An 18,329-nucleotide genomic window follows, 5' to 3' on the forward strand; every position below is an offset into this window, starting at 1 on the left:
CCGCCGCTCAGCTCTCCAGGTAACGCAGGATCGCCAGCACGCGCCGGCTGTAGCCGGGGTCGCGCGGCAGGTCGAGCTTGTCCACGATGGCGTTGACGTGCTTCTCGACCGTGCTGAGCGAGACGTGCAGGCGCTCGGCGATGGCGGCGTTCACGAACCCCTGGGCGAGGTGCCGCAGCACCTCGCCCTCCCGGGGGCTGAGCCTGCTCAGCGGGTCCGTACGGGTGGTGCGGGCCAGGAGCTGGCGCACCACCTCGGGGTCGAACGCGGTGCCGCCCGCCCGCACCCGCTCCAGCGACTCCAGGAACTCGGCCACCTCCGAGACCCGGTCCTTGAGCAGGTAGCCGAGCCCTTCGGGGGATCCGGCCAGGAGCCTGGCGGCGTAGTGCTGCTCGACGTACTGCGACAGGACGAGCACGCCCACGCCCGGCAGCCGCTCGCGGATCTCCAGCGCGGCCCGCAGCCCGTCGTCCTTGTGCTCGGGCGGCATGCGCACGTCGACGACGGCCACGTCGGGGCGGTGCCGGGCGGCCGCGTCGAGCAGCGCGGGCGCGTCGCCGACGGCGGCGACGACCTCGTGGCCCGCCTCTTCCAGCAGCCGGGTCAGGCCCTCGCGCAGCAGCACGGAGTCGTCGGCCAGGATCACCCGCACGGCGGCGCCTTGGGCAGGGTGGCGGCGACCCTGGTGGGGCCGCCGGGCGGGCTGTCGACGGTGAACGTGCCGTCGAGCGCCAGGACCCGCCTGGCCAGCCCGGACAGGCCGCCGCCCGACGGGTCGGCGCCGCCCTTGCCGTCGTCCGAGATCGCCACGCTCACCGTCCGCTCGTCCTCGCTCAGGACCACCAGGATGTCATGCGCGCCGGCGTGCTTGACCGCGTTGGTGATGGCCTCGCGGGCCACGAAGTACAGGGCGGTCTCGATCTCGGAGGCGGGGCGGGAGGCCAGGCCGTGGTGCACGGTGACGGGCACGCCCGCGCGCTCGGCGACGCCGGCCAGCGCGGCGCGCAGGCCGAGCTCGTCGAGCGCGGTCGGGTAGATGCGCCAGGCGACGCTGCGCAGCTCGTCGAGGAGCTGGCGGGACTCGGTGTACGCCTGCGCGATCAGGTCCGCGGTCCTGTCACCGTCAGCTCTGGCGGCGAGGTCGAGTCCGTGCCGGGCGCGGCCGAGCAGCATGGCCAGGGCGACGCCGCGCTGCTGCACGCCGTCGTGCAGGTCGCGCTCGATCCTGCGCCGCTCGTCGTCCACGGCCCTGACGATGCCGGAGCGGGTCTCGGTCAGCTCGGCGATGCGCCGGCGCATCAGCTCCTCGCCGGTGGGGCCGAGGAAGTGCGCGGCCAGGCGGCGGTCGAGCGCGGCGACGGCCGCGACCATGAGCACCAGCACGCCCAGCAGCGCCAGGCCGGCGGTGATGCCGAGCGCGCCGCCGCTGGTGACGAGCTTCACGCCGGGCAGCTCCAGCGGCACCTGCTCGGAGTCGCCCCAGACCAGGTCCCACGCGCCGCCGAACAGCAGCAGCACGGTGAGGAACAGGGTGCTCGCGCAGGTGTACCCGCCGAGGACGCCCAGGGTGGCGCGGGCCGCGAGGTAGGCGTACCCGCCGCCGTGCCGCGCCGGCTCGTGCCCGAGCCAGCCGGACAGGCGGGCCCGTTCCAGCGCGGTCAGCCGGGCCAGCCCCCGCGCGGCGGCGGGCCGCAGCGCGGGGATCAGCGCGGCGGGCGCCGCCACGGCCAGGAAGACCAGCTCGGCCAGGCCGAGAGCCGTCCCGAGGAGAACTCCGGCCACGAGGCGGGCGATGCGGGTGCCTGACACGGGCGGAAATTCTAGGCGCCCCGCGACGCGGCCGGACGACCGGCCGCGCGCGCCCCGCCCCTCCCCCGACCGGCCGCGCCCCGCCGCCCGGCCGCCCATCAGGCGTCTCGGCGGCGCAGGACGGCGTGGCCCGCCACCACGGCGGCCGCCACCCAGGCCAGCAGCCACACCAGCCCCTCCCCCGGCGAGTACGGCATGGGCCCGCCCGTGAGGTTCTCCGTGCTGTCCATGAACGCCAGCCCGGCGAACATCGGCATCCGCAGCGAGGCGTCCAGCAGCGCCGGCACCCCGGTCATGAGGATCACCAGCGGCAGCCCCATGAGCAGCATGAACATCACGGTCAGCGTGCCCGCCGCGCTGCGCATCGCCGCGCCGACCCCCAGAGTCATCACCGACACCAGCGCGTAGAACACCCCCATGCCCAGCAGGTCCGCCACGACCTCGCCGACCGGCAGCACCACGAGCCCGCCGAACACGTCGATCGACAGCACCAGGTACACGGCCGCCGTCGCCACCGCCCCCGCGAGCACCCCGGCCGCGAACATCACCGGCCCGACCACCAGCGCCTTGGCCGCCAGCACCACGCCGCGCACGGGCGTGGCCTGCAGCGTGACCCGGATGCCGCCGGAGGCGTACTCGGAGGTGATCACCAGCATGGCCAGGGCCACCAGCGCGAACTGCACGAACGACGTCCCGGAGACCACGGCCTCGCTGGCCACGATCCGCACGCCGTCCGCGCCCTCGCGCAGCGCGTCGGTGGCGGCGCCGCCGGCCAGGGTGATCGAGGTCAGCACGGTGAGCACGAGCGCGCAGGCCAGGCACCACCACGTGGACCTGACCGACCACAGCTTCGCCCATTCGGCCCCGGCCGCCTGCCACAACGTCCTCATCTGCTCACCCCGTACTCCACGCTGCCCGAGGTCAGCTCCTGATAGGCCTGCTCCAGCGAGGCCTCCTTGGCGCGCAGCTCGTGCAGCCGGATCCCCGCCTCGTACGCCAGGTCGCCGACCCGCTCGACCGCGGCCCCGGTGACCTCCAGCTCGTTCTCGGCGAGCCGGTCCACCGTCAGCCCGGCCCCGCGCAGCAGCGCCGCGAGGTCGCCGGCGTGCGGGGTGCGGACCAGCACGGCCGTCAGCGAGCTGCCCGCCAGGACGTCCGCGAGCGGCGCGTCCAGGATGAGCCGCCCCTTGCCGATCACCACGAGGTGGTCGGCGGTGAGTTGCATCTCGCTCATCAGGTGGCTGGAGACGAACACCGTCCGCCCCTCGGCGGCCAGCGACCGCATGAACCCGCGCACCCACCGCACGCCGTCCGGGTCCAGCCCGTTGACGGGCTCGTCGAACATCAGCACCTCGGGGTCGCCCAGCAGCGCCGCCGCGATCCCGAGCCGCTGGCTCATCCCGAGCGACAGCGTCCCGGCCCGCTTGCGTGCCGCGCCCGCCATGCCCACGGTCTCCAGCACCTCCTCCACGCGCCGCCGCGGGATGCCGTTGCTGCGGGCCAGCGCCGCCAGGTGCGCCCGGCCGCTGCGGCCCGGGTGCACGGCGCGCGCGTCGAGGAGCGCGCCGACGGTGCGCAGCGGGTTCGCGATGCGCCGGTACGGCACCCCGCCGACGAGCGCGGTGCCGGAGGTGGGGTGGTCGAGGCCGAGGATGAGGCGCATCGTGGTCGATTTGCCGGCGCCGTTCGGCCCGAGGAATCCGGTGACGGTGCCCGGTTTCAGGTCCAGTGTGAGGTCGTCGACCGCGAGGTGGTCGCCGTACCGTTTGGTCAAGCCCTTGAGACTGATCACGTCCCCTCACGCTAGGCAGGCGAGGGCCGGGCGGCCATGGGGGCAGCCCGCCGACCTCGATGGGGGGAAACCGTAAATCGGCGGTGCCCGGCCGGTCTCAGGGGGTGGAGCGCAGCAGGAGGATCGCGGTGTCGTCCGTGCGCCCGCCGAGGACGGCCGGCTGGATGAGGGACTCGGCGAGCTCGGGCAGGGGCTGATCGCGGCCGGGGGTGAAGCCGGCGGCCAGGCCGGTGATGGCCTCGCCCAGGTCGAGGCCGGGCTGCTCGATGAGGCCGTCGGTGTAGAGGGCCAGGACCGAGCCGGGCGGCAGGGGTGCCTCCGCGGTGACGTACTCGGTGTCGGGGTCGATGCCGAGGAGCAGGCCGGGGTGGTCGTCGAGGATCCGGGTGGCGGCGCCGGGGGTGCTGAGCAGGGGTGGCAGGTGTCCGGCGTTGGCCAGGCACATGGTGTGCGCGGCCAGGTCGAGCTTGAGGTAGAGGCAGCTCGTGAAGCGGTCGGGGGCCAGCTCGGTCATCAGGCGGTTGGCGTGCGAGAGCACCTCGCCGCAGCTCGCGGCGGCGGTGGCGGTGGCGCGGATGGCCGTGCGTACCTGGCCCATGAGGGCGGCGGCGGTCATGTCGTGGCCCTGGACGTCGCCGATGACGGCGGCGGCCACCGTGTCGTCCAGGCGGATGACGTCGTAGAAGTCGCCGCCGATGTCCATGCCGGGGGTGGTGGGCAGGTACCTGGCGGCCAGGTCCAGGCCGGGGATCTCGGGCAGGTCGCTCGGCAGCAGGCGGGCCTGCAGGGACTCGGCGAGCTGGTGCTTGTTGTCGTAGAGCCAGGCCCGCTCGAACGCCTGGGCGATCAGCCCGCCGAGCGCGGTGAACATGGCCCGCTCGCCGTCCTCGAACCGGTGGGGACGCTCGTAGGCCAGCACGCACGTGCCGATGGACTGGCCGGAGGCGGCCAGCGGCAGCAGCGCGAAGGCGCTCATGCCGTCCACGCGGACGGCGGTGGGGAAGGTCCGGCGGAACTCCGGCCAGGTCCCGTAGAACGAGGGCCGGTCCCACTGGTAGCCGGGCACCCAGGGCAGCGCGTGCACCACGGGGCGGCCGTTGAACCTCTCGATGCCCTCCTGGCTGTAGCCGCGTGAGGCGGCGACGCGCATGCGCCCGTTCTCCCAGCTCAGGATGGCCAGCGCCTGCGCCCCGGTGACCGGCAGCACGTGGTCGGCCACCAGGTCGACGACGTCCTGCGCGGTGACGGCCTGGGCGAGGCAGGTCGCCAGGTGCAGCATCTCGTGCAGCCCGATCAGCGGCGGGTTCCCCTGGCCGTCACCGGCCGGGGCGTGGCGCTCGGCGACGGGCGTGATCCGCAGGGTGACGCCGGGGACGCCCGGATGGCACTCCACCGACAGGTGCCGGCCGCTGGGATGGCGAGCGATGAACCGGGTGACCTGGTGGCTGACGACCGCGGCCCGGTAGTGGTCCTCGTGCAGCGGGTCGTCCAGCCAGGGCAGCGCCTTGCACAGGCGCTGCCCGATCATCTCGGCCGGGTCCGCGTCGAGCAGCCTCGCGGCCGGCGCGGTGACGAGCGTCACCCGCGCCTGCGCGTCGAGATGGCAGTACCCCTCGGGCAGGCAGTCGAGGCAGGCCAGCGCCGTCAGCCCGGCGGGCTGCCCCGGCCTGACGGCGTGCACCTGGTCCAGGATCCGCGGCAGCGGCCCGGGGACGATCGGCCTGCCCTGCTCGCTCGCCTGGCGGAGCACCAGCCCCATCCTGGCGCAGACGTCCTCGATCAGGCGGAGCCTGCGCTGGGTGAGCGACGACTCGGCGCCCGTGGGCCAGCCCAGCGCGAACCCGCCCCAGACCGCGCCGCCGGAGCTGATCGGGGAGAACGCCATCGCGAAGTGGTACGGCAGCGCCAGCGCCACCGCGGGAAACCTTCTGGCCAGCGCCACCCGGTCCCGCAGCCAGACCAGCCGCCGCTCGCGCACCGCCACCGAGATCGGCGCGTGGTCGCTCGTCCTGACCCTGGCCCACGAGCGGGCGATGGTGGCGGGCAGGCCGATCGACGCCTCCATCTGGAGGACCTGGCGGCTGCCGTCGAGGACGTACACGCTGCCGATGTGGGCGCCCGCGGTGAACACGGCCTCGATCAGCAGATCGTCCAGGCCGGACGGCTCCATGAAGGCAGCGTACGCAACCCCGCGTATCGTGCTCCCCAAGTGCGGGTCTGCCCGGGCAAATCGTCGCGCCGATTCAGGAAGTCGCGTCGATCCGGGCCGTCGTGTCGATCCGGGAGGTCGCCTCGATCCGGGACGCCGCCTCGATCCGGGGGTCGGCGGCGTTCATCCACTCGGGCAGGTCGCTGAGCAGCCCGCCCAGTTCCTCCATGACGTCGCCGTCCACGGCGTCGCCCGCCCTGGCCAGGTCCTCGATCCGCTGGCACAGCTCCGCCTCGCGGGTCGCGCCGACCGTCGCGCAGGACCCCTTGAGCCGGTGCGCGAGCCCGGCCGCCGCCGCCTGGTCGCCGTCCCGTACGGCCTGCCGGAGCTCCTCGAACGTGCGGGTGGCGGTCGCCAGGTACGCCCGCGCCACGTCGGCCAGCGCCTCCTGCGACAGCCCCGCCAGCTCGGGCGGCAGCCCGGCGGAGACCGTCCACTCCGGGATCCTGGCCAGCACGCGTGGCCAGTCGACCGGCTTGGCCAGGTGGTCGTCCATGCCCGCCTCCAGGCACCGGATCCGGTCGTCCGGCATGGCCGCGGCGGTCATCGCGATGATCGGGGTGTGCGCCTCCTCGCGCTCCCTGATCTCCTCGGTCGCGGCCAGGCCGTCGAGCACGGGGAGCTGGCAGTCCATGAACACCAGGTCGTACCGGCCGGCCAGCACGGCCCGCACGGCCTGCCTGCCGTCGTCGACCACGTCGACCTCGTGCCCGGCCTGGGTCAGCACGAGCATCGCCACCTGGCGGCTCACCTCGTCGTCCTCGGCCACCAGGATGCGCGCGCCCTCGGTCAGGCCGGTGGTCTGCGCGCCCTCGCGCGGCTCGCCGTCGCACTCCGCGAGGCCCAGGGCGTTCTCCGCGGCGGCGAGCAGGCGGCGGCGGCTGAGCGGCCGGGTGATCGACTGCACGGCCCGCTCCCCCGCCGCGCCCGGCCAGGCGAACCCGGCGCGGCCGGGGGTGACGACCACGATGACGCTGGTGGCCTGGAGCGCCGGGTCGTTGAGGATGGCGTCGGCCAGCGAACGCGCCACGCCGGCGTCCGCCCCCACGCCCACGCTGAGACCCGCGCCCAGGTCGAGGGCGACGACGGCCAGCTCGTACGGCCGCCCGTCCGCGGCGGCGGCACGCAGGCGGGCCAGCGCCGACACCTCGTCCCTGGTCTCCTCCACCTCGGCCCCGGCCTGCTCCAGGCAGCGCGCGGCCAGCGTGCGGTCCTCGGGCCGCGGGTCGGCGACCAGCGCGCGCCGCCCCTCCAGCGCTCCGGCGCCCGGCTCCGACCAGGTGAGTACGTCCACCGGCAGCGTGGCCCAGAACCGGCTGCCCACGCCCTCCACGCTGTCGAGCCCGATCCGCCCGCCCATGAGCTCGACGAGCTGCCTGCTGATGGCCAGCCCGAGCCCGCTGCCGCCGGTCCTGCGCGTGATGGGCGAGTCCACCTGCCGGAAGACGCCGAAGACCCGCTCCCGGTCCCGCGGCCCGACCCCGATGCCCGTGTCGGCCACCGCGAACCTGAGCACCACCCGCTCCTGGCCGGGCTCGCCCTCGTCGAGCGCCACGTGCAGGTCCACGCCGCCCTGGACGGTGAACTTCAGCGCGTTGCCGACCAGGTTCGTCAGCACCTGGCGCAGCCGCGCCGGGTCGCCCGCCACCTGGCGGGGCACGTTCTCGTCGAGCCGCAGCGTGAGCCAGAGCCCCTGCTCGTACGCGTGCGGCGCGAACGGCGCCACGACCTCGTCGCACAGCCGCGGCAGGTCGAACGGCGCGGCCTCGACCTGGAGGTGCCCGGCCTCGATCCTGGACAGGTCGAGGAAGTCGTCGAGCAGGCGCAGCACGTTCTGCGCCGACTCCTGGGCGGTGCTGGCGTAGTACCGCTGCTCCTCGTCCAGGCGGGTGCCCATGAGCAGGGAGTTCATGCCGAGCACGCCGTTGATGGGGGTGCGGATCTCGTGGCTGATCTTGGCCACGAACTCGGACTTGGCGCTGGAGGCGCTGATCGCCTCGTCCCTGGCGGCGGCCAGCTCGGTGGCGTACGTGGAGAGCTGGGCCTGCGCCCGCCGGCGGCCGCGGGTGCTGTGGATCTGCAGGCCGAGCCCGATGAGGATGAGCAGGGCGAGCAGGAGCGCGACGGTGAGCACGTTGGTGCGCAGCTTCTCGGCTGAGGCCAGCGCCTCGGCGACGGAGACCTCGGCGGTGACCGTCCAGCCGATGCCGGAGATGGGCTCGGACGCCGACAGGACCGTGCCGTCGATGCCGTGGAACTCGCCGCTCCACGCCCGCCCGGCCAGCGCGGCGTCCACCCGGGGGTCCTCGCGCAGGGACGTGAGCGCGAACAGCTTCCTGCCGGGGTCGGCGACCAGCACGCCGGCCTTGTCGGTGATGAGCAGCCGGATGTCCTGCGCCTCGGCGGCGTCCTCGGCGAACTCCTGGATGGCGTCGAGGCTGTAGACGACGGTGAACATGCCGAGCATGCGGGTGCCGTCGGCGCTGGGGATGGGCGCGGCCACCGCCACGGCCCTGGACACGCCTACCATGGTGGGTGTGTACGCCTGCGAGACGTGGGCCTGGCGCTTGTCGCGCACCGCGCGGTACCAGTCGGTGGTCGTGATGTCCTGCGGCAGCACGGTGGGCGGCTCCGCGCCCCTGATCTTGCCCTCGGGGGAGTTGACGATCAGGCCGCTGACGCCGTCGCGCAGTTCCTTCAGCTCGCCGAGCCAGTCGCGCATGGTGGCGCTGGTGACCTCGTCCACGGCCTCGCGCACCTGGGTCCGCTGGGCGAAGGCGGTGACGAGCTGCTTGAGCGAGTCCATCTGCTGCTCGACCACGACCCGGCTGACGGACGCGGTGGTCCTGACGCGCTCGCGGACCTCGTCGCTCATCGCGTTCTCCGACAGCGAGATGCTGGACGAGGTGAGCAGCGCCAGGGGCAGCAGTCCGAGTAACGTCCACAGGGCCGTCACCGCGAGCAACCATCGCACGGGCGTCCGTCCCTCCCCCCACTCGCTCGGGTACAGATTAGGAGGAAACCGGCGCGCGCGCCGGTTCCCGGTGAGCAGAACGAGCAAAAGGTGATCTTTTTTATTAAAACCCGCTTAAGCTGCAGTGATCTACCTGAATGACGAGGAGCGTGGCGGTGCCTGAGCTCAGGGACATCACCGTACTCATCGTGGACGACGACCCGGTCGTCACGGCGGCCCTGCACGCGCAGGTCAACCGGGTGCTCGGGTTCAGGGTCGTGGGCATCGCGCACACCGGTCACGCGGCGCTGGCCGCGGCCGGGCGGTTCGCGCCCCGGCTGGTCCTGCTCGATCTGCACCTCCCTGATATGCCCGGTCTGGAGGTGGCGCACCGGCTGCGCCGCCCGGACCAGCCGCCCGCCGACGTCATCGTGATCTCCGGGCGCAAGGAGTCGGCGACGGTCCGCGCCGCCATCCAGCGCGGCGCGCTCAACTACCTGGTCAAGCCGACCAGGGCCGGCACGCTGGAGCAGGCCCTGCTGCGCTACGCCGCCACCGTCAAGCAGCTCGAGTCCGAGGCCCGCTTCACCGACCAGCAGGAGATCGACAACCTCTTCCGCTCGCTCCACCTCGACGTGGGCACCCGGCCCAAGAGCATCTCCGCCTCCACCGAGCAGGCGGTGCTGGACGCGCTGTCGGAGGTCGAGGACGCCTCGGCCGACGAGCTGGCCGCCAAGGTCGGCGTCAGCCGCGCCACCGCCCGCCGCTACCTGGAGCACCTGGCCGAGCGGGGGCTGGTCGAGGGCCGGCCGAAGTACGGCACCACCGGGCGGCCCCAGCACCGGTACCGCATCCGATGAGGGCACTCCGGGCGCTGGCCGTGGCCATGCTGGTCGGCCTGCTGCCCGCCGCCTGCGGCGAGGCGAGCGCCTTCCCCGAGGACACCACGATGTCGCGCATCAGGGAGCGCGGCATCCTCACCGTCGGCATCAAGTTCGACCAGCCGATCTTCGGCTACAAGGATCCCGCCAGCGGGCGGATCACCGGGTTCGACGCGGAGATGGCCCGGCTGGTGGCCAGGGACCTGACCGGCAGCGAGCGCAACATCCGCTTCGTCGAGACGGTGTCGAGCGAGCGCGAGAACTTCATCGAGCAGGGCGTGGTGGACCTCGTCATCGCCACCTACTCGATCACCGAGACCCGCGCGCAGCGGGTCACGTTCACCGACCCGTACTACTACGCCGGCCAGGACCTGCTGGTACGCGTCGGCGACTCCACCATCAACCAGGTCTCCGACCTCAAGGGCAAGACCGTCTGCACGGCCCGCGGCTCCACCTCCGTCGACCGGCTGCGCACCACGGTGCCCGGCATCGACCTGGAGGTCGTGGACGCGTACAGCATCTGCGTGCCCGCGCTGGTGGCCGGCCGGGTGGACGCCGTCAGCACCGACGACACCATCCTGCTCGGCCTGTACGCCCAGCACCCCGACACGCTGCGGCTGGTCGGCAAGCCGTTCGCGCGCGAGCCGTACGGGATGGGCATGCGCAAGCAGGACACCGCCTTCCGCGACTACCTCAACGGGCTGATCGCCCGCTGGCTGTGCAACGGCGAGTGGGACCGCGCCTACATGGCCACCGTCGGGGTCTCCGGCACCACCTCCGAATCCGCGAAGCCGGCCCCTCGCCCGGCCGTTTGCTGAGCAGAACGATCACAATCTGAGCAGAACGATCACAAGCCCTTCCTCGCCACATGCGGCTCCTACGGTTACGCCAACGCTGACCGAGACAAGGAGCGTGACGCATGACCCAGGCGGACCTGATCGTCCTGCACCAGGTCAACAAGCGCTTTGGCGATCACCACGTGCTCAGGGACGTCGACCTGACCGTACGGCAGGGCGAGGTCGTCGTGATCATCGGCCCGTCCGGCGCGGGCAAGTCCACCCTGTGCCGCGCGATCAACCGGCTGGAGACGATCGACTCGGGCACGATCACTCTCGACGGGACGCCGCTGCCGGCTGAGGGCAGGGAGCTGGCCAGGCTGCGCGCCGAGGTCGGCATGGTGTTCCAGTCGTTCAACCTCTTCGCGCACAAGACCGTCCTGGACAACGTCGTCCTCGGGCAGGTCCACGTGCTCAAGCGGCCGAAGGGCGAGGCCGTGCGCAAGGCCCGCGAGCTGCTCGACCGCGTCGGCATCGGCGGCCAGGCGGACAAGTTCCCCGCCCAGCTCTCCGGCGGGCAGCAGCAGCGGGTGGCCATCGCCAGGGCGCTGGCCATGGACCCGAAGGCGATCCTGTTCGACGAGCCCACCTCGGCGCTGGACCCGGAGATGGTCAACGAGGTGCTGGACGTCATGACGGGCCTGGCCCGCGAGGGCATGACCATGGTCGTCGTCACCCACGAGATGGGCTTCGCCCGCCGTGCGGCCGACCGGGTCGTCTTCATGGCCGACGGCGAGATCGTCGAGCAGAACACCCCGGACACCTTCTTCGGCGCGCCCAGCAGCGACCGCGCCCAGTCCTTCCTCGCCAAGATCCTCACTCACTAAGGAGCCGTGATGTTCGGCAGATCCCTCTTCGCCGTGTTCGCCGTCGTGGCCGTCGCCTCCGGGTGCGGGGGCGGCTCGGAGAGCTACGCCTCCATCGTGGACAAGGCCAAGAACGACAAGAAGCTGGTGATCGGCGTCAAGGCCGACCAGCCCGGGCTCGGCCTGCGCACGCCCGACGGCGCCTTCACCGGCTTCGACATCGAGGTGGCCAAGTACGTGGCCAAGCAGCTCGGCGTCGAGCCGAGCGGCATCACGTTCAAGGAGACCGTGTCCGCCAACCGGGAGGCGTTCATCGAGCAGGGCCAGGTGGACCTGGTCGTGGCCACGTACTCGATCACCGACGCCCGCAAGCAGAAGGTGTCCTTCGCCGGGCCGTACTTCGTGGCCGGACAGGACCTGCTGGTCCGCGCCGACGAGGCGGCGCTGACCGGGCCCGAGGCGCTCAACGGCAAGAAGCTGTGCTCGGTCGCCGGCTCCACGCCCGCGCAGAAGGTCAAGGCGGAGTACGCCAAGGAGGTGCAGCTCCAGGAGGAGCGCACGTACTCGGCGTGCGTGGACCGCGTGCTCGGCGGCCAGCTCGACGCCATCACCACCGACAACGTCATCCTGGCCGGGTACGCCGCGCAGCACTCCGGCAAGCTCAAGGTGGTCGGCAAGACGTTCAGCACCGAGAAGTACGGCATCGGGATGAAGAAGGACGACACGGCCGGGCGCAAGGCCGTCAACGACGCCCTGGAGAAGATGTTCTCCGACGGGAGCTGGACCAAGGCGCTGCAGGCCAGCGTGGGCGCCTCCGGCTTCACCCTGCCGCAGGCCCCGCAGCTCGAGCGGTACTGATGGAGGCACTGCTGACCGAGGGCGGCACCATCCTGGCCGCCTTCTGGATGACGGTGCGGCTGGCGGCGGTCAGCGCGCTCGGCTCGCTGGTGCTGGGCACGCTGCTGACCGCCATGCGGGTGGCCCCGCTGGCCTCGCTGCGCGCCACCGCCACCGTGTACGTGACCGTGGCCCGCAACACGCCGCTGACGCTGGTGCTGCTGTTCACCGGTCTCGGCATCGGCGCGAACCTGGGCCTGGAGCTGTCCGACGACATCGCGACCAACAACTTCTGGCTCGCCGTCATCGGGCTGACCGCCTACACCTCGGCGTTCGTGTGCGAGGCGCTGCGCTCCGGGCTCAACACGGTGCCCGTCGGGCAGGCGGAGGCGGCCCGCTCGCTGGGGCTCGGCTTCGTCAGGACGCTGGCGCTGATCACGCTGCCGCAGGCGTTCCGCGCGGTGGTGGCGCCGCTGGGCAGCATCCTCATCGCGCTGACCAAGAACACCACGATCGCCCTGGTGGTGGGCGTGGCGGAGGCGTCGGTGCGGATGCGGGAGCTGATCGAGACGTACGGTGACCAGGTCATCGAGATCTTCCTCGGCTTCGCCGCCGGCTTCGTGCTGCTGTGCCTGCCGATGGGGTTGCTGTTCGGCTGGTTGTCGAAGCGGATGGCGGTGGCGCGATGACGTTCGCGAACCTGTACGAGCGGCCCGGCCCGCGCGGCGTGCGCCGCAACCGGGTGCTGACGGTCCTCGTCGCGGCGGCGCTGCTGGCGGTGGCGTACGTCGTCTACGTGCGCTTCGACGAGAAGGACCAGTGGGCGGCGGAGAAGTGGACGCCGCTGCTGCGCGGCGACGTCTGGGCCACGTTCATCCTGCCCGGCCTGGCGGGCACGCTGGCGGCGGCCGTCGCCGGGGTGGTGCTGGCCGCGCTGTTCGGGCTGCTGTTCGCCGTCGCCCGGCTGTCGGAGCACCGCTGGATCCGGGTGCCGGCCGCCGTGGTGGTGGAGTTCTTCCGGTCCGTGCCGCTGCTGCTGCTGATCTTCTTCGCGTTCTTCGGGTCGTACGTGCTCATCGGCGTGAACATCTCGGCGTTCGCCGCCGTCGTGTTCGGGCTGACCCTCTACAACGGGTCGGTCATCGCGGAGATCGTCAGGGCCGGGGTGCTGAGCCTGCCGAAGGGGCAGCGGGAGGCGGCGTACGCGGTCGGCATGCGCAAGGGGCAGGCGATGCGGCTCGTCCTGCTGCCGCAGGCCGTCAAGGCCATGCTGCCCGCGCTGATCAGCCAGTTCGTGGTGCTGCTGAAGGACTCGGCGCTGGGCCTGATCGTGGGCTACGACGAGCTGGTGGACCGGGGGCTGAACGGGATCGCGGCGAACTTCTCCAACGTCATCCCGGCGGCCGTCCTCATCGCGGCCATCTTCATCCTGATCAACCTGGCGCTGGACCGGCTGGCGCACCGCCTCGGCGCCTCCTCCACAGCGCGGGCGCCCAGGGTGCGGTCCCGATGACGGCCAGCAGGAGCAGCAGCGGCGCGCGCCACCACCACGTGACGCTCGCCGGTGGCGGGCCGTCCGGCCGCGACACCCAGGGGCGGGCCGTCTTCGACCAGGCGAGGAAGGCGTCGCCGACGGGCAGCAGGCCGAAGGCGTACCGCTTGGTCCACGGGGTGCCGATGGGCAGCCCGGCCAGCTCGCCGTAGCTGGCCAGGGCGGCGGCGAGCGGGGCGTCCCCCCGCACCTGGGCGGCGCCCAGGGTGACCGCCGTGGCCGACAGGCTCACGCCCAGCGGCAGCGGCCCCGAGTCGACGTCGCCCGGCCCGTCCATCCCTCGCGGGTACTCGCGGACGGCCGGGCCGAGCCCGAGCGGGGTGACCACGTAGCGGTCGCGGAAGCGCAGGTACTGCCCGGCGGAGAAGGCCGGGTCGATGTCCGCCAGGAACCGCTGGATCAGGCTCTGCGAGGAGCCCCTGGCCACCTCGGCCGGCTCGCCGGTGCCCGGCTCGGCCCGGTGCGGGATCAGGCCGGTACGCGGGTCGAGGCGCTCCCGGGTCCCGCGCAGCCAGCGGTCCACCGTGGCGGCGTACCGGGGTGGCCGCAGCGTGTCGTGCAGGCGCAGCGAGGCCACCGCCACCGTCGAGTCGACCGGCCAGGACTGGCCCGGGTACGCCTCCAGGAACGGCGAGCGCGACCGGTCGAACGCCCGGCCCAGCGCGGCCGAGTCCTCGGTGAAGCGGCGCAGCTCGGCCGGGTCGCGGGCATCGTCCGGCTGCAGGGCGAGCACGCCGCCGCGCAGCCAGTTGGTCCAGCCCCGGTAGAACACGCCGTGGGGCGGGTCGAGGTCCGGGCTGAACGGCTCGCGGCCCGGGGGCGCGTCGAGCCGCCGCAGCGCCCAGCGGGACTCGCGCAGCGCCTCCGGGCGGGTGGTCCCGTCCCGCTGCGCGAGCTCGACCCAGCTCAGGCCGTACAGGACGTGCAGGAAGAAATAGCCCTCGGGGAAGAGCGCCTGCGCCTGCCCGGCGGCGCCCGCGTCCAGGGCCGAGCGGAGGAAGGCGAGCTGGCGGCGCACGCCGGGCGGCTCACCGTCCGGGCCCGCGGTGGCCGGCACGACCAGCCGCACGGCGCCGGCCAGCGCGCACAACGAGATCACGGCGGCCGCGCCCCGCCGCGCCCAGCGCAGCAACCGGCGCCCGGCCGACGGCGGCGCACCCGCGACGGCGCGCAACGGGCCGCGCTCCTCGGCGCTCGCGGGGGTAGGCGCTGGGCCGGGCTTGTCGGCGCTCGCGGGGGTGGGCGTCGGGTCGGGCATCCGGTTGATGGTAGCGGGGGCCGGGTCGGGTGATCTGCCCGTCATGATGTGTTCATGCCGATTCCCCCTGGCCCCTTCGCCGGCCGTACCATCACCGACCTCGCCCGGGACCTGCGCGCGGGGCAGGTCACCGCCACCGAGCTGGCCGAGCGGGCGCTCGACGCCGCCGGCGCGCTCGGACCCGCGCTGAACGCGTTCGTGACCATGGACGCCGCCGGGGCACTGGAGGCGGCGCGCCGCGCGGACGAGGAGCTGGCCGCGGGCACCGACCGGGGGCCGCTGCACGGGCTGCCGGTCGCGGTCAAGGACCTGATCATGGTGGCGGGCCTGCCCGCGACGATGGGGTCGAGGCACTTCGCCCAGTACGTCCCCGACACCGACGCCACGTGCGTGACGCGCCTGCGCCGGGCCGGGGCGGTCATCGTGGGCAAGACGACGACGCACGAGTTCGCGTACGGCCCCACCGGCGACCGCTCCGCCAACGGCCCCTCGCGCAACCCCCGGGACCCGGAGCGCATGTCGGGCGGCTCCAGCGGCGGCAGCGCGGCGGCCGTGGCGGCGGGCATCGTCCCGCTGGCGATCGGCACCGACACGGGCGGGTCCGTGCGCATCCCCGCCGCTCTGTGCGGGATCGCCGGCTTCAAGCCCGCGTTCGGGGCGATCCCGGCGGACGGGGTGTTCCCGCTGTCGCGCAGCTACGACCACGTCGGCGTGCTGGCGGGAGGAGCGGAGGACTGCCTGATCGCCTACCGCTGCCTGACCGGGGAGACCGTGGACGGGAGCGCCGCCGGGAGCGTGGGCTGGATCGACCCGGCCGGGCTGTTCGACGGTGATCCGCGGGTGACACGGGCCGTGCGGGCGGTGCTGGAGACCGGGGAGGAGGTGCGGCTGCCCGAGGGGTTCGCCGAGGAGGTGCGGGAGACGTACGTGGCGGTGCAGAGCTGCGAGACGGCCGCCGTGCACGCCGAGCGGCTGGGGCGGGCGCCCGAGCTGTTCGAGCCGGAGGTGCTGGAGCGGCTGCGCGCGGCCGCGGAGGTGCCCGGCTGGCGGTACGTGCGCGCGCTGGAGGCCAGGGAGCGGCTGGCAGGCCTGGTGGAGGAGCTGTTCGGGCGGCACGACGTGCTCGCGATGCCGACCGTGCCGATCGTGGCGCCGCCGGTGGATCAGCGGGAGTTCGCGCTGGACGGCCGGGCGGTCGCGGTGCGCCCGGCGCTGCTCGCCCTGACCAGCCCGTGGAACGTGCTCGGCCTGCCCGCGCTGACCGTGCCCGCCGGGCTGGTGGACGGGCTGCCGGTCGGCCTGCAGCTCGTCTGCCGGCCTGGCGACGAACCCCTCCTCTTCGCCACCGCCGCACTCCTGTGACGGGTCAGTGTTCGGCGGCCGGGTGGGCGGAGTTGGGATCGGGGTCGAGGGCGTGCAGGATGCCGGTGTCCAGCCCGGTGTCGTAGCCGGCGGCGAACGCCGTCTGGAACGCGCTGTCGCCGATCGCCGCGCGGGCCAGCCGCTCGCACATCTCCCGCGCGCCGACCCACTCGGGAATGCCGAGCTGCGCCCGGCCGATGGTGTCCCACACCTGCTGGGCCAGGCCGAGCCGGCGGGCGGCGGGCTCGGCCTGGCCGGAGGCGGAGGCGGCGCAGGCGAGCACGTCGAGGGCCATGGCGATGCCGATGCTGTCGTGCAGCCGGTGCTTGATCTCCAGCGCCGACCGCGCGTACGCCTGGGCGGCGTCGTTGCGGCCCAGTGACAGCTCGGCCTGGGCGCGGAAGAGGTCGGCGTACGCGCGCATCCACCGCTCGCCGTGCTTGTCGCACTCGGCGCACATCTCCTCCAGCGCCTTGACCGCGTCCTCGACGCGGCCCTGCGCGGTGTGCACGTGGCTCTGCCCGAGCCGGGCCAGCAGCGTGGGCAGGGTGAGGCCGCGCTCGGGCCGGTGCACGGCCAGCAGGCTGTCGGCCAGCGCCAGAGCCAGTGCGAGGTCGCCCCTGATGGTGGCGGCGGCCATGACCATGGCCTGGGCGGCGAGCGCCGCGGCGGTGTCGCCGAGCTGGTCGGCGACGCCGGCGCACTCGGCCGCCCAGGCCATGCCGGCGTTGGGGTCGCCCTGCACCATGAGGGTCAGGCTGCACACCCACAACGCCCTGTTGCGCACCACACTCGGCTCGGTGTCCAGAGCCAGGGCGCGCTCCAGGTAGTGCTGTCCTTCCCGGAGGAAGCCGCACGGGTACCAGAAGAACCACAGCGCGGCGGCCAGCTCCAGCGCGGTGTGGTCACGGGGGTTGGTCAGGCAGTAGTCGAGCGCCGTCCGCAGGTTGTCGTGCTCGGCGTTGGTGCGGTCGTTCCAGGAGACCTGTTCGGGGCCCAGCCAGGCGGCGTCGCCGCGGCGGGCCAGCTTCAGGTAGAAGTCGCGGTGCCGGCGCCGCAGCCCGTCCTGCTCGCCGAGGGCGCGCAGCCAGATGGCGCCGTACTCGCGGATGGTGTCCAGCATCCGGTAACGCTCGCCGCCGCCGGTGGGCGCCCAGATCACGATCGACTTGTCCACCAGCCCGGCCATCAGGTCGGGGATGGCCGCGGGGGGCAGCAGCTCGTCGGAGCAGACCTCGGCCACGGCGGTGTCGTCGAAGCTGCCGGCGAACACCGACGTGCGCGCCCACAGCAGCCGCTCCTCCGGCGTGCAGAGCTGGTGGCTCCAGCCGATGGCGGTGCGCAGCGCCTGGTGCCAGGGCGGGTCGGCGTCGTTCACCTCGGCGTCGGTGTCGCCGAGCAGCTCGAACCGGTCGTCGAGCCGCTCGCACAGCTCGGCGGCGGGCAGCTCGCGCAGCCGGGCCGCGGCCAGCTCGATGGCCAGCGGGAGCCCTTCCAGGCGGCGGCACAGGCGGGCCAGGTCGGCGCGGTTGCCGTCGGTGACGGTGAAGCCGGGCAGGGAGCGGGCGGTGCGCTCGGCGAGCAGGATCACCGCGTCCTGCCGGCCGCCGCCGCCGGAGTCGGGGACCGGGAGCGGGTCGATGATCAGGACCTGCTCGTCGGGCACGCCGAGCGGGCGGCGGCTGGTGGCCAGGATCGACAGCCCGGGCGCGGCGAGGAGCAGCTCGCGGGCCGTGGCGGCGCACTCGTCGATCAGGTGCTCGCAGGTGTCGAGCACCAGCAGGAGGTGCCGGTCCTCCAGGTATTCGGCCAGCACGTCCATCATGGGCCTGGTGGTGCGGTCGGCGAGCGGCAGCGCCTCGGCGATGCTGTACGGCACCAGCGCCCCCTCGTCCAGCGCCGAGAGCTGGACGAGGCAGGCGCCGTCACCGTAGCCGGGCTGCATGAGGGCGGCGGCCCGCAGCGCCAGCCGGGTCTTGCCGACCCCGCCCACGCCGGTCAGCGTCACCATCCGGAATTCCCTGCACAGCCGGC

At 73.5% G+C, this 18,329-nt stretch carries 15 protein-coding genes; 7 read left to right on the forward strand and 8 right to left on the reverse strand.

Translation table 11 applies throughout. From position 1 onward, the window contains the following. Positions 1-7: 7 nt before the first annotated feature. The 6 genes from HD593_RS34690 to HD593_RS34715 form a co-directional block, all read right to left on the reverse strand. Entirely contained in the window at positions 8-652 is a 645-nt protein-coding gene (locus tag HD593_RS34690; RefSeq protein WP_185106156.1) for a response regulator, read from the reverse strand. Next, positions 643-1,809, reverse strand: a complete 1,167-nt coding sequence (locus HD593_RS34695) for a sensor histidine kinase (RefSeq protein WP_312903922.1) — start codon at positions 1,807-1,809, stop codon at positions 643-645. Before HD593_RS34695 ends, HD593_RS34690 begins: the two co-directional genes overlap by 10 nt. Before the next feature lie 98 nt (positions 1,810-1,907). Beyond that, on the reverse strand, positions 1,908-2,699 hold the full coding sequence (locus HD593_RS34700) for an ABC transporter permease (protein WP_185106158.1): 792 nt from the start codon (positions 2,697-2,699) through the stop codon (positions 1,908-1,910). Then, positions 2,696-3,601, reverse strand: coding sequence for an ATP-binding cassette domain-containing protein (locus tag HD593_RS34705; RefSeq protein ID WP_185106159.1), 906 nt, complete (start codon positions 3,599-3,601; stop codon positions 2,696-2,698). Before HD593_RS34705 ends, HD593_RS34700 begins: the two co-directional genes overlap by 4 nt. Before the next feature lie 97 nt (positions 3,602-3,698). Continuing rightward, positions 3,699-5,771 (reverse strand): SpoIIE family protein phosphatase, encoded by a 2,073-nt coding sequence (locus tag HD593_RS34710; RefSeq protein ID WP_185106160.1) that lies wholly within the window; start codon positions 5,769-5,771, stop codon positions 3,699-3,701. Between the two features lie 73 nt (positions 5,772-5,844). Beyond that, positions 5,845-8,784: a hybrid sensor histidine kinase/response regulator gene (locus HD593_RS34715; RefSeq protein WP_185106161.1), complete on the reverse strand. Its 2,940-nt coding sequence runs from the start codon at positions 8,782-8,784 to the stop codon at positions 5,845-5,847. A 155-nt stretch (positions 8,785-8,939) separates the two neighbouring features. Between HD593_RS34715 and HD593_RS34720 the strand changes: the two genes are divergently transcribed. The 6 genes from HD593_RS34720 to HD593_RS34745 all read left to right on the forward strand — a co-directional run bounded on the left by HD593_RS34720 (position 8,940) and on the right by HD593_RS34745 (position 13,636). Next, positions 8,940-9,623 carry a response regulator gene (locus tag HD593_RS34720; RefSeq protein WP_185106162.1) on the forward strand — a complete coding sequence of 228 codons (684 nt, stop codon included), beginning with the start codon at positions 8,940-8,942 and terminating at the stop codon, positions 9,621-9,623. Next, positions 9,620-10,462 (forward strand): glutamate ABC transporter substrate-binding protein, encoded by an 843-nt coding sequence (locus HD593_RS34725; protein WP_246546867.1) that lies wholly within the window; start codon positions 9,620-9,622, stop codon positions 10,460-10,462. Before HD593_RS34720 ends, HD593_RS34725 begins: the two co-directional genes overlap by 4 nt. A 101-nt stretch (positions 10,463-10,563) precedes the next feature. After that, positions 10,564-11,307 carry an amino acid ABC transporter ATP-binding protein gene (locus tag HD593_RS34730; RefSeq protein WP_185106163.1) on the forward strand — a complete coding sequence of 248 codons (744 nt, stop codon included), beginning with the start codon at positions 10,564-10,566 and terminating at the stop codon, positions 11,305-11,307. 9 nt (positions 11,308-11,316) lie between these two features. Continuing rightward, a complete protein-coding gene (locus tag HD593_RS34735) occupies positions 11,317-12,144 on the forward strand; it encodes a glutamate ABC transporter substrate-binding protein (RefSeq protein WP_185106164.1) in 828 nt (275 codons plus the stop codon). Next, positions 12,144-12,812, forward strand: coding sequence for an amino acid ABC transporter permease (locus tag HD593_RS34740; RefSeq protein WP_185106165.1), 669 nt, complete (start codon positions 12,144-12,146; stop codon positions 12,810-12,812). Before HD593_RS34735 ends, HD593_RS34740 begins: the two co-directional genes overlap by 1 nt. Next, the gene (locus HD593_RS34745) at positions 12,809-13,636 is read left to right on the forward strand and encodes an amino acid ABC transporter permease (protein WP_185106166.1); all 828 of its coding nucleotides are present in this window, start codon (positions 12,809-12,811) and stop codon (positions 13,634-13,636) included. Before HD593_RS34740 ends, HD593_RS34745 begins: the two co-directional genes overlap by 4 nt. Here the strand turns inward: HD593_RS34745 and HD593_RS34750 are convergent. Continuing rightward, positions 13,557-14,933: a hypothetical protein gene (locus HD593_RS34750; RefSeq protein WP_221525143.1), complete on the reverse strand. Its 1,377-nt coding sequence runs from the start codon at positions 14,931-14,933 to the stop codon at positions 13,557-13,559. The two genes, HD593_RS34745 and HD593_RS34750, sit on opposite strands and share 80 nt — an antisense overlap. 54 nt (positions 14,934-14,987) lie before the next feature. Here HD593_RS34750 and HD593_RS34755 point away from each other — a divergent pair, with 54 nt between their 5' ends. Next, entirely contained in the window at positions 14,988-16,295 is a 1,308-nt protein-coding gene (locus HD593_RS34755) for an amidase (protein WP_185106167.1), read from the forward strand. 4 nt (positions 16,296-16,299) lie between these two features. Here HD593_RS34755 and HD593_RS34760 read toward each other — a convergent pair whose 3' ends face one another. After that, positions 16,300-18,306: an ATP-binding protein gene (locus HD593_RS34760; RefSeq protein WP_185106168.1), complete on the reverse strand. Its 2,007-nt coding sequence runs from the start codon at positions 18,304-18,306 to the stop codon at positions 16,300-16,302. Positions 18,307-18,329 lie beyond the last annotated feature (23 nt).

Origin of the sequence: Nonomuraea rubra (assembly GCF_014207985.1) — a bacterium.
Lineage (GTDB): Bacteria > Actinomycetota > Actinomycetes > Streptosporangiales > Streptosporangiaceae > Nonomuraea > Nonomuraea rubra.

Excerpts from the sequence above, each read along its gene's own strand:
- HD593_RS34700 (WP_185106158.1), bottom strand. The coding sequence starts at position 2,699 with ATGAGGACGTTGTGGCAGGCGGCCGGGGCCGAATGGGCGAAGCTGTGG.
- HD593_RS34710 (WP_185106160.1), bottom strand. The coding sequence starts at position 5,771 with ATGGAGCCGTCCGGCCTGGACGATCTGCTGATCGAGGCCGTGTTCACC.
- HD593_RS34725 (WP_246546867.1), top strand. The coding sequence starts at position 9,620 with ATGAGGGCACTCCGGGCGCTGGCCGTGGCCATGCTGGTCGGCCTGCTG.
- HD593_RS34730 (WP_185106163.1), top strand. The coding sequence starts at position 10,564 with ATGACCCAGGCGGACCTGATCGTCCTGCACCAGGTCAACAAGCGCTTT.
- HD593_RS34735 (WP_185106164.1), top strand. The coding sequence starts at position 11,317 with ATGTTCGGCAGATCCCTCTTCGCCGTGTTCGCCGTCGTGGCCGTCGCC.
- HD593_RS34740 (WP_185106165.1), top strand. The coding sequence starts at position 12,144 with ATGGAGGCACTGCTGACCGAGGGCGGCACCATCCTGGCCGCCTTCTGG.
- HD593_RS34745 (WP_185106166.1), top strand. The coding sequence starts at position 12,809 with ATGACGTTCGCGAACCTGTACGAGCGGCCCGGCCCGCGCGGCGTGCGC.
- HD593_RS34750 (WP_221525143.1), bottom strand. The coding sequence starts at position 14,933 with ATGCCCGACCCGACGCCCACCCCCGCGAGCGCCGACAAGCCCGGCCCA.
- HD593_RS34755 (WP_185106167.1), top strand. The coding sequence starts at position 14,988 with ATGCCGATTCCCCCTGGCCCCTTCGCCGGCCGTACCATCACCGACCTC.
- HD593_RS34760 (WP_185106168.1), bottom strand. The coding sequence starts at position 18,306 with ATGGTGACGCTGACCGGCGTGGGCGGGGTCGGCAAGACCCGGCTGGCG.